Raw genomic sequence first — 13,745 nt, 5'->3', positions numbered from 1 at the left:
GTCAACCCGCTTTAGGCAGTTGCGATCCGCCACCGGAACAACCGAAGAGCCCACCTAAGAAGTAGTAAAAATGAGTTCATCAGTTTCTGGTGAGCCGTTATGGGCTCCTTTTCGTCCCGATCGCTTGATAATTGCGATCGCCTTAGCACTTTTTACTGTTGGGGCAATTACACTCAATCGTTATGGTTGGCAGCAAAGCCTATTGTTCTTGATTGGTGGGTTGCTGGGGCTAACACTTTACCATTCTAGCTTTGGCTTTGCCAGTGCCTACCGCAAGTTACTTGTGCACAGAGACGCGCGGGGAGCGATCGCACAAATTATCATGCTGGCGATCGCTACCGTTCTGTTTGCACCGACTCTGGCAGCCGGAACCGTATTTGGGCAGCAAGTGCGGGGTGCTGTTTCTCCTGTAGGCGTTCAAGGGGCGATCGGTGCCTTCCTGTTTGGGATTGGGATGCAGCTTGGGGGAGCCTGCGGCTGTGGGACTTTGTATACCGTTGGTTCCGGTAGTCTCACTCTGCTGATGACGCTGGTAACATTTTGCATTGGAGCATTTGCAGCCAGCTTAACCCGACAGTTGTGGGTGAATTTGCCTGCTTTGCCGGCGATTTCTTTGGCCGATAATCTTGGCTGGTTTTGGGCAGTGGTTTTGCAACTAACAATTTTCGCTGCTTTGTTTGTTGCTCTCGGGCGCATTTTCCCTTCTGCAAAAGCTCTTTCTTCTCCTCCCCTAACCTCTTCCCCTCCGCTTTTCCCCTCCTCGCTAACTCAGCTAATTTACGGCCCTTGGTCGCTACTCACAGGTGCGATCGCGCTGTCACTCCTCAACTGGCTGACGCTGATCGTGTCTGGCCAACCCTGGCGGATTACCTGGGGCTTTGCGCTGTGGGCGGCTGAGATTGCATCGTTTTTGGGGTGGGACTCTACCAGCAGCCCATTTTGGAAGACTGCCAACGCTCAGGCTGCTCTCACGAATGGCGTGTTTGCAGATGCCAGTTCGGTGATGAATGGTGGGATCGTTCTAGGATCGCTGCTGGCTGCAGGGTTAGCAGGGCGATGGGTTCCAACTTTTGGGCCTTCCAAACAGATTCTAGCGGCGGCGATATTAGGTGGCTTACTGATGGGCTACAGTGCATTTCTTGCCTACGGTTGCAATGTGAGTGGGTTCTTTGGGGCGATCGCCTCTACCAGTTTGCACGGCTGGCTGTGGATTGTGGCTGCACTCCTGGGAACTGCGATCGGGGTGCGGTTACGACCTTTGTTTCGGCTGCCCAATTAGCGTAAGGGAACTTATAGAACCTATATGGTTTCCCTTCAACTACTGATCCTAATTACAGTTTTTTTAGCGACCAGCACGATCAGCGTGATTACAGGCAGCACCTCCTTAATTACGGTGCCTGTAATGTTGCAGATGGGCATTGCACCGCGCACGGCTTTAGCCACTAATATGCTGGCACTCACGTTTATGAGTATTGGTGCAACGTTACCGTTTCTGAAGCAACAGACGATTAATCTAAGACGCTTGCCTCTCTTGATTGGGCTGACTCTGATTGGCTCAATTCTAGGAGCAGGATTAGTCCTGGTAATACCGTCAAAGTCCTTACCGCAGATTGTTTCGGCTGCCATGATTGCGGTTGCTGTTTTCTCGATCGCGAATCATCGAGCTGGCGTTCTTCCGGCAGCCGATCGCCCATCACGGGCAGCCCAAGTACTCGGTTATTTGGCAACGTTTGGGCTGGGTATCTATGGTGGTTTTTTCAGTGGCGGGTACGTCACCTTGCTAACGGCTGCCTATGTGGCGCTCTTTCGGATGACTTTTGTGGAAGCGATCGCTACAACCAAGCTGGTGAATATCTTTTCCTCGCTCGTTGCAACGGGGGTTTTCACAGCGGCTGGCATAGTTGATTATCGATTGGGCATCATCTTAGGTATTGCCATGTTTATTGGGGGCATCATCGGCTCACAGGTGGCTCTCAAACTTAGCAATCGCTGGTTACGTCGGATTTTTTTGGCGACTGTTGTAATCCTCGCCGTCAAAACCATGATGGGATAGAAAATTCCTAGTCTTCGCTCTCACGGTCGTGAGTTTCATAGACCTGTTGGCTAAAAAGCTCAAAATCCGACTCACAGGCAGTGAGCGCCTCCAAAGCCGTGGAGTAGCCAGGAGGTGCAATAGGAGAAAACATTCAGCATGGATCGTGTATTAGGACTGGAGATCATTGAAGTTGTGGAGCAGGCAGCGATCGCAACAGCAAAGGTTGCTGCCACAAAAACAGGTTTAGATGTGACAAGTCGCATTTTTGAAGTGATGGGGGCGCCTGCTACCACCAGTAAATATGGTTTCGATCGCTACTGGCGTAATCTGAGAACGTTTACGCTACATGATTCTGTTGATTATAAAATTCACGATCTGGGTAACTGGGTACTCAACGATCGGCTCCCCAATCCCAGCTTTTATACGTAAAAAACACTAACTGAGCCGATCGTGAAGGACAGCATTTCTAGAGGAACTAAGAAAGAAAAAGGGGACACTCTCATTTTTCTTTCTTATTCGTGGTTTTTTCTAGCTAAGCTGGCTGATAATTGGGATGCCAAGCCAGCCATTTCTCTTCTAACTTCCTGGCGATCGCATCTGCAAACTTACCCAACAAAGCATACATAATAATGCTCAACACCACAACATCAGTTTGCAAGAACTCGCGAGCATTCATTGCCATGTAACCAATACCAGAATCCGCAGCAATTGTTTCTGCGACAATCAGCGTCAGCCACATAATCCCCAAAGAATATCGCACGCCTACCAAAATTGAAGGCAAAGCCCCAGGCAGAATAACTTGCCATAAAAGAGATGTAGGACTCAAACCATAGACTTTTCCCATTTCAATCAATCCGGCATCGACGCTGCGGATGCCATGAAATGTATTGATATACATGGGGAAAAACACACCCAAAGCCACCAAAAATAACCGAGCTACATCGCCAATTCCAAACCATAAAATTACTAGGGGAATTAAGGCGAGGTGGGGAACATTACGAACCATTTGTACAGAAGTATCTAGCAGCTTTTCGGCGATTGGAGAAAGACCGCTGAGGAAACCAAGAGTTAAACCAATTCCTCCGCCGATGATGAAACCAACGACGGCACGCCAAGCACTAATTCCGATATGGTGAAACAGTTCCCCGGTAATTGCCAATCTAACTCCTGCACTTAAAACACCTGTTGGTGCGGGTAAAACTCTTGTCGAAAGCCAACCCACCTGCACTAAAAGTTGCCAGCTAACAATCAGCACAATCGGTACAATCCAGGGAATTACCTGCTGAAAATAGGGATTTTTGAGCCATTTTTTGTTCATGATGCGCTCGTAGGAATAACTTGTTTTTGTTGGATAAACTTATCGTTGGCAACAATTTCGCCAAAAGGACTAAACATTTGCGGTTGATTTGCAGGTGGTTGGTTCTTCAACGGCAAGCGGGGGAATAGCAATTCAGCGACTCGATACGCTTCTTCTAAGTGGGGATAACCGGAAAAAATGAAAGTTTCAATTCCCAATTCGCAATATTCCAACATTCGTGCAACAACGGTATCGGGATCTCCCACTAAGGCAGTACCGGCACCGCCTCTTACTAACCCAATTCCAGCCCACAAATTGGGGCTAATTTCTAGAGCTTCGCGGTTGCCTGCATGCAGTTCTGTCATCCGCTTTTGCCCTTCAGAGTCCATTCTGGCATAAGCTTTTTGGGCGGCTGCGATCGCATCTTCATCGACATATTTAATCAACCGATTTGCGTCCTCCCAAGCTTCGCTTTCAGTTTCGCGCACAATGACATGAAGGCGAATCCCAAACCGCACAGTTCTACCCTGTTCTGCTGCTAATTTTTTCACAGCTTCAATTTTTTTTGCCACTTGTTGCGGCGGTTCTCCCCAAGTCAGATAGACATCAATATGCTTAGCCGCAATTTGTTGTGCTATGGGCGATGAACCGCCAAACCACAAGGGAGGATGGGGAGTTTGTACAGGTGGGAAGAGAACTTTACCGCCCTTAATTTGGAGATATTCACCGCTAAAATCGACTTCTTTATCTCGCACGTTATTGGAGTTACTACCTTCAAGCATCGCTCTCCAAACTGTCAAGAATTCATCCGTTAATTCATAACGAGCATCGTGACTGAGATGCACTCCATCTCCTGCTAATTCTACCGGATCGCCGCCGGTCACCACATTAATCAATAAGCGTCCGTTAGATAACCGATCAAACGTTGCTGCCATCCGTGCTGCTACCCCAGGAGACATTAATCCCGGACGAATCGCAACTAGAAAGCGCATTTTTTCCGTTACAGACATTAGAGATGAAGCTACTACCCATGCGTCTTCGCATGAGCGTCCAGTCGGCAGCAGAGCACCCGTAAATCCTAAATGGTCAACGGCTTGGGCGATTTGCTTTAAGTAGGAGAAACTGCAAGCTCTCCCTCCAATTCCTGACGCTAAATAGTGTCCGTCTCCGTGAGTTGGTATAAACCAAAATAATTCCATTTTCCTGAGTCTCCATCACTATTTATTGTTTAGTTACCTGAGCCACTTCGCTAATTTTTACCTGTTTGGGAAGCAGCTTCAAATCCAAGAAAGTATCAGCAACTTTTTGCTGGTAAGTAACGACTTCATCCGTAATTGGCTGTACACCGTAAGGCCGTCTCCGTGAGATTTCCTCTAAAGTTGGAACATCAATACCAAGCTCAGGAGACAGCATTTTTGCCACTTCTGTTGGTTGAGCTGCCGCCCATTCATCTACTTTTTGAAGTTCCTCTAAAATTGCCTTAATCCGGTCAGGATATTGCTCGTTAAAAGGTTTGGCAGCTAGATAGAATTCCCGATTAGCTACCAGCCCTTCTCCATCCTTAAGAACGCGAGATTCTGTAGCTCGTTTCGCTACTGTAAAAAACGGGTCCCAAATTGCCCAAGCATCAGCACTACCTTGTTCAAAAACTGCCCGCGCATCTGCTGGGGGCAGATAAATAGGCTGAATGTCGCTATATTTTAATCCGGCGGCTTTTAATGCTTCTACCACGAGGTATTGCACATTTGAACCTTTGTTAAATACAACTTTTTTGCCTTTCAACCCAGCCACATCTTGAATAGGAGAATCTTTCGGTACTACGATAGCTTCACCTTTAGGATTAGGAGGCTCATTAGCAACATATACCAATGGTGCGCCAGCAGCTTGTGCGAAAATAGGCGGCGCTTCTCCTGTATGGCCAAAGTCAATACTGCCTGCATTCAAAGCTTCCAGTAATTGAGGGCCAGCGGGAAATTGAAGCCACTGTACAGAAGTGCTTTGGGAAGCCAAACGTTTCTCTAAACTTCCCCGTGATTTAAGGATACTTAGGGTTCCATATTTTTGATAGCCGATCCTAATTACATTGCTTTGTTGTGAGTTAGAACTAGCCACCGATGTGGCAGCAGAAGTCGGGGCAGTAGTTGTATTTGTTTGCTGAGTAGGACTACAGGCAGAAACGGTTAAACTCAAACTGAAGCCAACTGCAAAAAGCAAAGCAAAGGTCTTGATTGAACTAGGTTTGAGTTTGCTCCCAAAATGCCTCAATTTAGCTAAAAATGGGTTTTCTCTTAATCGGGTTAACACTGTTCCTTCCTAAGCTTCAAGTATTGAAAACAAAAAAACGCAATAACCATGTAAAAGCTGAACTAATCATTATTGATGAGTAAACTACTATAAAGCGACCGATTAACCGTAGTTTACGCTAACAAGCTCCTATTATTCCACAAAGGACTTCAAAAATGCAAGCACATTGTGTAAATTTTTGCTTGTCTGACTTATCTAGTTACTTGAATGATTAATATTCAGTGGTAATGTATCAGTTGCACCCCCAGAAGAAAAAGTAGCATCTAGCCCTGCTGCTATCTGCATAAAAAGCTGAGATACCGCCGAGTGAAGATAAAACATCCTTTAAAAAGGATGTTTTTTACGTATAAAAGCTGGGATTGGGGAGCTGATCGTTGAGTACCCAGTTACCCAGATCGTGAATTTTATAGTCAACAGAATCATGTAGCGTAAACGTTCTGAGATTACGCCAGTAGCGATCGAAACCATATTTACTGGTGGTAGCACGCGCCCCCATCACTTCAAAAATGCGAGTTGTCACATCTAAACCTATTTTTGTGGCAGCAATTTTTGCCGTGGCGATCGCGATCGCGCATTTTCCACGTTCTTCTGTTGTTAAATCTATGCCTTTTTCCCAAGCTGCTTGCACAATGGCCGCGGCTCGATCCGTCAAACTGCTAACCGCTTGCAGATCGACCCACATTTCTCCGTAGTGTTTCAGAATGTAGGGATCAAGCGTCACACTAGCAGCATTGGAAGTCAACCAGGGTCGTCCTTGGGTGCAAGTATAGTCTTTGGCCGCAGCAAATGCTCCTTCGGCAATACCCAGATAAATATGGGCAAGATTGATTTGCGTCAAGCAAGCTCGTAAAGTACGGAAAGGAATATCAGCACGGGTGCGATCGCCAAACACTTCCGAGTCATAAACGCGCACTTGGTCAAAGCTAATACTACCGCTATCGGTTTGACGTTGCCCGATGTTATCCCAATCGTCATGGATTTTTACACCCTCTCTTTGAGTGGGAATTACAATAATTGTGAGTTCAGATGTATCTTGACGAACCGCAGTGATGGGTAAGATATCTGAATCTTTAGAGCCAGAGCAAAAGCTTTTTATCCCGTTCAGTAAAAAGCCTGTACCATCAGGAGTTAAAGTGGCACGGCGATCGAGAGGATTGAGAGCATTGCACCAAAACCAATTGTTTGTCATTGTGTCTTTGTAGAACTGTGCCTTGCGATCCTCCGTGCCAAAAAGATGCGGGATAACCACCCCTAAATGGTGATAGGAATAAACATGAGCTAGAGAACTATCAGTCTTTGCCAACTCGCGGGAAATTTGGAGTGCAGTAATCCACGTTTCGCCAATACCGCCATATTCTTTAGGGATAATCAAACCGAGCAAACCGCTAGAACGAATGCGATCGCGTTCATACTTTGGCGTACCGCCAACACGATCTCGTTCGATGGCAGTAGCAGCAAATTCTTGAGCAAGCGATCTCGCGATCGCTACATAATCTTGCTTGCTGTCTTGTTGTGCTGTGCTTTTCGAGTCTGCAAGGGATGTTTTCATATTGATGATACAAAATTGAGGGAAGTAATGAGGTACAAATGATTTAGGATTCCTGTAGGTTGGTCAGTCCTTAAAACCCAAGTAAACAGAAATAGGTACATCTTCAACAAACTGACCTGAAGGTTCTGCACTGAGAATTGCTGCTTTAATTTCCGTTTCAAATACGGAAGTATCGCCATTAAAGTAATCACGACGGCAGTAAGCGGTGGAGTAGAGATAACCAATAAAATTATCAATCGTCCAGTGTTTTTGAAAGTCAATCTTATGGCGCTTAATCCGAACGAATGGCGATCGATCCAAAACTTCTAAATCAGACTTGTAGAGCAAAGGAACGCTACTCGATCCCACACGGCGCTCTTCTCCTAGCCACCGTTTAATCGTAGCTAGCACATTTTGTGCCCAAACAGAGTCATTTGACCAAATATCTTTTTCAGTTTGAATAATCGCTATCCCCTTATTAGCGTTACTGGTGCGATCGAGCAAATCGTAGCTACGCTGTAGCACCAATTCTTGATCCATCCAATGAAAAGCACGACCAATGGTGACAAGGGAAAATGTACCAATTCCCGGGGAAATATTTTCTGCTAAATCCTTTACCCAAGCGATATTTGAAGCATGAGCCAGTTTAGCTTCTTGCTTGGCAACTTCGAGCATTTCTGGATCGGGATCGATACCCAAAACAGATTTAAATCGATCGTGTAAGGCGATCGCTACCAAGCCAATCCCACAGCCGAGATCGAGAAGCTTGCCTTGCCCGTCTAATTGAAATTCCTGTGAGATTAAATCGTAAAGAGCATTTGGGTAGCGCGGTCGATATTGCAAGTAATAAGAAATAGCTCCTTGAAAGAGCGTAGGATCGTAGTTTGGGAATAATTTAGCAGTCATGATTTAACTTTCTTAGATATTAATTGCGCTCTAGCTTGGGATTTAAACCTCTAAAGGAACAGTTTGCGTATTGGATAAATCCAAGGTACTCAATAATTTTTCTTTCCAATATTGCAAATTGCGATCGGTACGCCTGCGGGGACGGGGAATATCGATATCTAGCTCGATATGGATGCGTCCAGGGTTGCCACGCATAACGATCGCGCGATCGCTTAAAATCAGTGCTTCTTCAACATCATGGGTCACAAGAATAATAGTCTGGCGATCGGATTGCCAAATTTCTAACAGACGATCCTGTAGTTGCATTCTAGTAAAGGAATCGAGAGCACTAAAGGGTTCATCTAGCAATAAAATAGAAGGATTAGTGACGAGGGCACGGGCGATCGCCACCCGTTGAGCCATTCCTCCTGATAATTGGCGTGGCAGCAAACGAGCAAAATCTTGTAATCCAACCTTAACTAGAGCATCACTTGCCCGTGCCTTGCGTTCATCCTTCGGTAAATGATGCAAACCAAACTGCACATTTTCCCAGACGGTTAACCAAGGCATCAGCCGAGGTTCTTGAAATATTACACCAATTTCTGGATGAGGTTTGTTAATGCGAATATCGTCAATTTGCACATCTCCATAAGTTGGCATATCTAATCCGGCAACGATCCGTAAAAGTGTACTTTTGCCGCAACCACTCGTACCAATTAAACTAACAATCTCGCTACGATTAACAGTTAAATCAATAGACTCCAATCCTACAAAACCATTTTTAAATCGCTTATGCAGTCCTTCGATGATTAGCATATATGTTTCCTCCTTGGCGCTTTGAATGAATGCTTGAAATTAATACTTTGAACTAATGGTTGGAAGCGTGAACATCCTGCCAATGGAGTAGCCAATGCGATGCAATGCCAATAATTGAGTCAGTCACTTTTCCGAAAATCGCAAACAAGAGAATGCTGGCGAGGGTGATGGCGGGTCGTCCAGTCGCTTGCCCATCGATCAATAAGAAGCCTAAGCCCTGACTGGCTCCCATCAATTCAGCCGCTACGACAAACATCCAGCCCAAACCCAAGCCACTTCGCAAACCGACTATGTAGGCCGGCAATGTCGCGGGTAAGAACACGCGACTGATAAGCTGCCAATCATTAAGTCTATAGATTTTGCCAACCTCAACCAATTTGCGATCGACATTGTGAATGCCGCTCATGAGATTTAAGTAAACGGGGAAGAAGACTCCAACGGCAATCAAAGCAATTTTGGAAGGCTCATGAATTCCCATCCAGAGGATAAATAGTGGCACCCATGCCAGCGAAGGAATGTTACGAAGTGATTGCAAAAGCGGGTCGAGTAAATCGTGAATTAGGCAAGAATAGCCTGTTAATCCTCCTAGAAGAGTGGCAAAAAATGTACCAATTAGGAAGCCAACAAAGACTCGATAGAGTGTAATGCCAATGTGCTGCCATAGTTCCCCTGCTGCACCGAGTTGCCAAACTGTTGTAAGAATATTTGAGGGAGCAGGTAACAAGTTAGGAGCAACCAAGCCAAACCTAGACAGGCTTTCCCACAATATTAAGAGAAAGACTGGCAAGAGCAAGCCTTTTGCTCTGCCCAGACGACTGAGGAATTGCCAAATATTACCTGTTTGTGCGCGTGGTATTGCGATCGCAAGTCTTTGTTCCATAACTTAGTGTTTGCTGTTCTGCATAGATAGCTTTGGCTCGGAATTGAAATTTAAAAATGCAAAATTAAAAATGATGAATTTATTTTTAAAATTTTAATTTTTAATTTTTAAATTTCTGATATGCGTTGGTGAGTTGGTGTATATCCACAGCAGATTTTTTTTACTTATGATTTGGCAACCTTTGCCACATACTGCGGATCGATTAAATTGTTAACTACTGTAATGACATCAACGGAATCCTCGATCACGCCGCTTTTTTTCAAGACATCCCCAGCAGCACTAATAACGGCTTTTTGTTCGTCACCAATCGATGAGTTTGATATATCAGTTCGCTCCTCTAATTGTTTAGTTGCTACCGCTTCTGTCAGCTTCGATGCTTTAATCACCACTTGCTTGAGTTCACTAGGATTTGCGATCGCCCATTTCCGTGCCTTCTCATAGGCGGTTAGCACTTGACTAACTTGTTCAGGATATTGTTTGGCAAATGCCTCGCGGACATTCAAAAAGCCTTGACTAATTAGTTTGGGATTGCGGAAGAAGAGTTTCGAGGCTTTTTCTACTTCTGTCTGTGCCATAAATGGATCGAGACCAGCCCAGGCATCGACATCGCCTTTCTCAAGGGCAGCTTTACCGTCAGCGTGTGGCAAAGGCACAATTTCTACATCTTTGGTAGTCAAACCGACTTGATCCAAGGCACGCAACAAGAAAATAAACGGATCTGTTCCGCGCGTTGCTGCAACTTTCTTGCCTTTGAGATCGGCGACTTTTTGAATGGAAGAATTTGCAGTAGTTACTAATGCTGTCCATTCGGGCTTCGAGTAAACGTAAATAGACTTGATGGGATTGCCATTGGCTTTGGCAATCAGTGCGGAAGCACCAGAAGTCGAGCCAAAGTCTATGCTGCTGCCATTGAGAAACTCTAATGCCTTGTTACTACCTTGACTGAGCACCCATTCCACTTTGATATTGGTTTTGGCTAAGTCTTCCTCCAGCCAGCCTTTCTCTTTCAACACAAGACTGACAGGATTGTAGTAGGCATAATCTAAACGTACTACCGTAGGAACTGCCGTAGGAGATGAGCCTGGCGATGCTGCTGTAGTGCCAGTTCCAGGAGAGGCAGAATTAGTACAGGCATTGACTAATACCGCTAGAAACACCCCAGAAATAAAAAATAGCAGCAACCTACGTCCGGCAATGGCAAACCACTTGCTCATGATTCGTCTCCTCAATTCCTTGCTAAATGTCTCGTTTAATTAGGACTTACGCATTTTATACTATAAATCGATTGGTTTACCGTAGTATAGCTGAATTTTATCTTACAGCAAGGCACACTCAAGATCAATGGATGGTTAAAAAAACCAACTCGACTTTTGGTGGTGCTATAGGCAACTCCCTTGCCAATATGGCGATCGCGCTCAATCAGCTTGATTAGCAGGGGGCGGTTAGCTGTTTTTAACCGGGACTGACGCCGTGTGCGGGGTAAGTTCCGTCTGAAACCATTGCGAGGTGAGACTTGCCCGGAGCGTCCAAGTCTTTTACATGACTACAATCTCTTACAACCCTTATGTGGCGGAGTTTTTGCTTAAATTCATCACAGAACAATACTCTGGGCCTAAATATTAAGAAAATCTTAAATAAATGACTACGGTTTGTCGGCAGTCAAGTCGCTAAAACCGAGACGGGACAAAGAATACAGCCCCCAGAACTACCCTCGCAGGGGGTAAGTTCCGTTTAACAGGTTAGTCGCTACTAGAGAACCACTAAAGCCAGCACCAACGATCGCGATCGTTGTTGGAGTATTACAGGCTATATACGCTAATTTTATCGATTTACCGTATTTAAATATTTTGGGGTACGCTCGCGCATCATTATTAATGATGCGGTAATGGTTTGTCATGCTCTCAATTGACGAGTAGTATGCCATTATTAGCCAGCAAAGTTATTTAAACGCCCCCTTTTCCCTTCTCCCCTTTTGCACCTTGCAAAGCAAAAATCGGAGTTTGAGCAGATTTCCCCTTCAGAGCAACAGATCCCAAAGCCTCACAAATGAAGTTGAGATCGATCGACTCATACACCCTTTCAGCAATCAAAATTTGGTTTTCCCCCGCCTTGCTCATCAACCGAGCAGCCGTATTCACCGTATCCCCGAGGATATTAAACTCCCTGCGCCCTCGCGGTTCCCCAACCTCAGCAGCAAACACCGGCCCCAGGGACAGCCCAATTTGACAGCTTACTTTTATTTCTTCACCCGCGATAATTACCAGAGGCAAACCTGCAATGATATCTCGGATTGCAATCGCGGCACTAGCCGCGCGGCTGGTGTCATCCGTGTGAGCGTCGGGCACGCCAAAATAAATCAGCATATCCGAACCATCTAAGTGCGCCGTTACTTTTTGCAACACGCCCCCTTTAGCTGAGACTACAGCATCGATCAACGCAAACACCCGAGAAAAACCCACTACCAGGTTGACTTCTTCCTCCGGCGAAGCTTTCTCCACAGACTCCGGTAAACCTATCAAGTTGACAAACATCACGGTCGGTTCAGGAAAATCCGGCGGAATTTTCCGCCTGTCTGCATTTTCCACCAGCAGTCTCAGGATAGTGTTGGGAATATAACTAGCAAGAGGTTCAAGCCGATTCACAGCTTCCCCGATTTCTTTTACCAAGCCCGCAACGCTGCGATCGAGCAATACCGAACTCGGCATCCGCCGCCCAGTCAAAGTGATATCATACTCTCCGAGTCGATCGTCCGTGAAATCGTCCGCCACCAAAAAATAACCCTGTTTCCCGGGTTCAAAGCGAAATTGCTCTCCCAAAGACTCTCTAGCAGTTTCAGTCACACACACCCGCCCCACACTCCCAGAACCCTCAGTTTGCTTGGCTTGCTGGACTGAATGTCCCAGCAGTACGTGAGCCATCCGCTGCGGTGTACCGATGTCAGCACTAATGTAGCGGCCGCAGTGGATGCCCACCCGCATCTTCAAAGACAAAACACCCCGCGCCGTTTCAATATTCGCAAATTCAGCCATCGCCCGCTGCATCCGCAAACCAGCCCGCACCGCCCTGGCTGTATCCTCTTGGTGAATTCCTGACAGAAACTGCACCAGCATGGCATCTCCGGTAAACTCCAGCAAATCCCCGCCCGATTTGCTGACAATTTCAATCATCGAGGCAAAATAGTCGTTAATCACGCCCAGCAACGTTTCAGCTCCCTTGCGTCCTTGGGCCGCGTTTGCTTCCAACAGCGACGTAAACCCTTCCAAATCGGTGAACAGCAAGGTGCCTGTTTGCCACTGGTAGCGCACCTCGCCCGGGTTGGGCGGAGATTCGGACACTGGCCTGGGCACGTAGTCGTGGAGGATGTAGCGCAGAGTTCGCAGGTGATCGAAAACCCCCATTAGCGTTGCGGGGGACGGATCTACCCACGCAGCAGCGTACAGTTGAGCCGAAAGGAGCGATCGCAGTCGCAGTTCGATCGCAGCCAAGGGAGGATTGTAGGTTAATCTATTAATAATTTCCACCTAAGTTTATTCTTAAAAAATAGGGTAAGTTCGATCAATCGAGATGCTACACCAATAACTCGACCTATACCATTATGATAAGTTTCCAGTGACTCCATACCAGCCCAACCCAGAACCCACTATAGAAACTTCCGAGACTCACAGCTTGCTAGCTCCCGATTTGATCCGAGCTGCTCGATCGGCCTATGGTATGTATCTGAAAGTGCATTCCGAGCAGATGCAGCGTCCGGCGGGTGTAGTTGTCAGTCAAGGAAGCGATCGAGGCCAGGTAATTTTTGCTTCGCAGCCGATTTTATTGCCGGGTGAACGTTTTGTTACTTTTGACGAAATTGAATCTCAAATGTATTAATTGCTAATTGGTCATTGGTGATAATTGATAATTGAGGATTGGGAATTGGTAATTAGTAACTAATATTATGTCCGCTCCAACGGTCGCACTAAAATAGGTTTCTCGTGAAGAGCCATGTTTTCAGGATTTT

The 13,745-nt window shown here is 46.1% G+C and carries 13 protein-coding genes; 4 read left to right on the top strand and 9 right to left on the bottom strand.

The features are described 5' to 3' along the window. The first annotated feature begins 70 nt into the window (after positions 1–70). The 3 genes from QUB25_RS04070 to QUB25_RS04060 all read left to right on the top strand — a co-directional run bounded on the left by QUB25_RS04070 (position 71) and on the right by QUB25_RS04060 (position 2,464). Positions 71–1,279, top strand: coding sequence for a YeeE/YedE family protein (locus tag QUB25_RS04070; protein ID WP_333182092.1), 1,209 nt, complete (start codon positions 71–73; stop codon positions 1,277–1,279). A 24-nt stretch (positions 1,280–1,303) separates the two neighbouring features. Continuing rightward, on the top strand, positions 1,304–2,053 hold the full coding sequence (locus tag QUB25_RS04065; protein ID WP_333182091.1) for a sulfite exporter TauE/SafE family protein: 750 nt from the start codon (positions 1,304–1,306) through the stop codon (positions 2,051–2,053). A 138-nt stretch (positions 2,054–2,191) separates the two neighbouring features. Beyond that, positions 2,192–2,464: an acyl-CoA dehydrogenase family protein gene (locus QUB25_RS04060; protein ID WP_333182090.1), complete on the top strand. Its 273-nt coding sequence runs from the start codon at positions 2,192–2,194 to the stop codon at positions 2,462–2,464. Between the two features lie 103 nt (positions 2,465–2,567). Here the strand turns inward: QUB25_RS04060 and ssuC are convergent, their stop codons facing one another. From ssuC to QUB25_RS04015, 9 genes are all read right to left on the bottom strand, one after another. Then, positions 2,568–3,353, bottom strand: coding sequence for an aliphatic sulfonate ABC transporter permease SsuC (ssuC, locus tag QUB25_RS04055; protein ID WP_333182089.1), 786 nt, complete (start codon positions 3,351–3,353; stop codon positions 2,568–2,570). After that, positions 3,350–4,531: an FMNH2-dependent alkanesulfonate monooxygenase gene (gene ssuD, locus QUB25_RS04050; RefSeq protein WP_333182088.1), complete on the bottom strand. Its 1,182-nt coding sequence runs from the start codon at positions 4,529–4,531 to the stop codon at positions 3,350–3,352. The genes ssuC and ssuD overlap by 4 nt, the downstream gene beginning before the upstream one ends. Positions 4,532–4,553: 22 nt before the next feature. After that, positions 4,554–5,636 carry a sulfonate ABC transporter substrate-binding protein gene (locus QUB25_RS04045; protein WP_333182087.1) on the bottom strand — a complete coding sequence of 361 codons (1,083 nt, stop codon included), beginning with the start codon at positions 5,634–5,636 and terminating at the stop codon, positions 4,554–4,556. 340 nt (positions 5,637–5,976) lie between these two features. Continuing rightward, complete coding sequence (locus QUB25_RS04040; protein ID WP_333059369.1) at positions 5,977–7,185, bottom strand: acyl-CoA dehydrogenase family protein; 1,209 nt, start codon at positions 7,183–7,185, stop codon at positions 5,977–5,979. Between the two features lie 63 nt (positions 7,186–7,248). Further along, on the bottom strand, positions 7,249–8,070 hold the full coding sequence (locus QUB25_RS04035) for a methyltransferase domain-containing protein (protein WP_333059368.1): 822 nt from the start codon (positions 8,068–8,070) through the stop codon (positions 7,249–7,251). A gap of 42 nt (positions 8,071–8,112) precedes the next feature. Then, the gene (locus QUB25_RS04030) at positions 8,113–8,865 is read right to left on the bottom strand and encodes an ABC transporter ATP-binding protein (RefSeq protein ID WP_333182086.1); all 753 of its coding nucleotides are present in this window, start codon (positions 8,863–8,865) and stop codon (positions 8,113–8,115) included. A 52-nt stretch (positions 8,866–8,917) separates the two neighbouring features. Continuing rightward, the gene (locus QUB25_RS04025; protein WP_333182085.1) at positions 8,918–9,745 is read right to left on the bottom strand and encodes an ABC transporter permease; all 828 of its coding nucleotides are present in this window, start codon (positions 9,743–9,745) and stop codon (positions 8,918–8,920) included. Positions 9,746–9,909: 164 nt separating this feature from the next. Then, a complete protein-coding gene (locus QUB25_RS04020; RefSeq protein ID WP_333182084.1) occupies positions 9,910–10,959 on the bottom strand; it encodes an aliphatic sulfonate ABC transporter substrate-binding protein in 1,050 nt (349 codons plus the stop codon). 729 nt (positions 10,960–11,688) lie between these two features. Next, positions 11,689–13,266: an adenylate/guanylate cyclase domain-containing protein gene (locus QUB25_RS04015; RefSeq protein ID WP_333059364.1), complete on the bottom strand. Its 1,578-nt coding sequence runs from the start codon at positions 13,264–13,266 to the stop codon at positions 11,689–11,691. A gap of 88 nt (positions 13,267–13,354) precedes the next feature. Here QUB25_RS04015 and QUB25_RS04010 point away from each other — a divergent pair, with 88 nt between their 5' ends. Next, entirely contained in the window at positions 13,355–13,615 is a 261-nt protein-coding gene (locus QUB25_RS04010; protein WP_333035570.1) for a hypothetical protein, read from the top strand. The last annotated feature ends 130 nt before the right edge of the window (positions 13,616–13,745 follow it).

It is taken from the genome of Microcoleus sp. B3-D7, from assembly GCF_036705305.1.
Taxonomy (GTDB): Bacteria; Cyanobacteriota; Cyanobacteriia; order Cyanobacteriales; family Microcoleaceae; genus Microcoleus.
The sequence above is the reverse complement of the archived record's forward strand: the minus strand, read 5'-3'. Positions and strand labels throughout refer to the sequence as shown.

What these genes read in the sequence shown, in the direction of transcription:
- QUB25_RS04070 (WP_333182092.1), top strand. Translation starts at nt 71, where the DNA reads ATGAGTTCATCAGTTTCTGGTGAGCCGTTATGGGCTCCTTTTCGTCCC.
- QUB25_RS04065 (WP_333182091.1), top strand. Translation starts at nt 1,304, where the DNA reads ATGGTTTCCCTTCAACTACTGATCCTAATTACAGTTTTTTTAGCGACC.
- QUB25_RS04060 (WP_333182090.1), top strand. Translation starts at nt 2,192, where the DNA reads ATGGATCGTGTATTAGGACTGGAGATCATTGAAGTTGTGGAGCAGGCA.
- ssuC (WP_333182089.1), bottom strand. Translation starts at nt 3,353, where the DNA reads ATGAACAAAAAATGGCTCAAAAATCCCTATTTTCAGCAGGTAATTCCC.
- ssuD (WP_333182088.1), bottom strand. Translation starts at nt 4,531, where the DNA reads ATGGAATTATTTTGGTTTATACCAACTCACGGAGACGGACACTATTTA.
- QUB25_RS04040 (WP_333059369.1), bottom strand. Translation starts at nt 7,185, where the DNA reads ATGAAAACATCCCTTGCAGACTCGAAAAGCACAGCACAACAAGACAGC.
- QUB25_RS04035 (WP_333059368.1), bottom strand. Translation starts at nt 8,070, where the DNA reads ATGACTGCTAAATTATTCCCAAACTACGATCCTACGCTCTTTCAAGGA.
- QUB25_RS04030 (WP_333182086.1), bottom strand. Translation starts at nt 8,865, where the DNA reads ATGCTAATCATCGAAGGACTGCATAAGCGATTTAAAAATGGTTTTGTA.
- QUB25_RS04025 (WP_333182085.1), bottom strand. Translation starts at nt 9,745, where the DNA reads ATGGAACAAAGACTTGCGATCGCAATACCACGCGCACAAACAGGTAAT.
- QUB25_RS04020 (WP_333182084.1), bottom strand. Translation starts at nt 10,959, where the DNA reads ATGAGCAAGTGGTTTGCCATTGCCGGACGTAGGTTGCTGCTATTTTTT.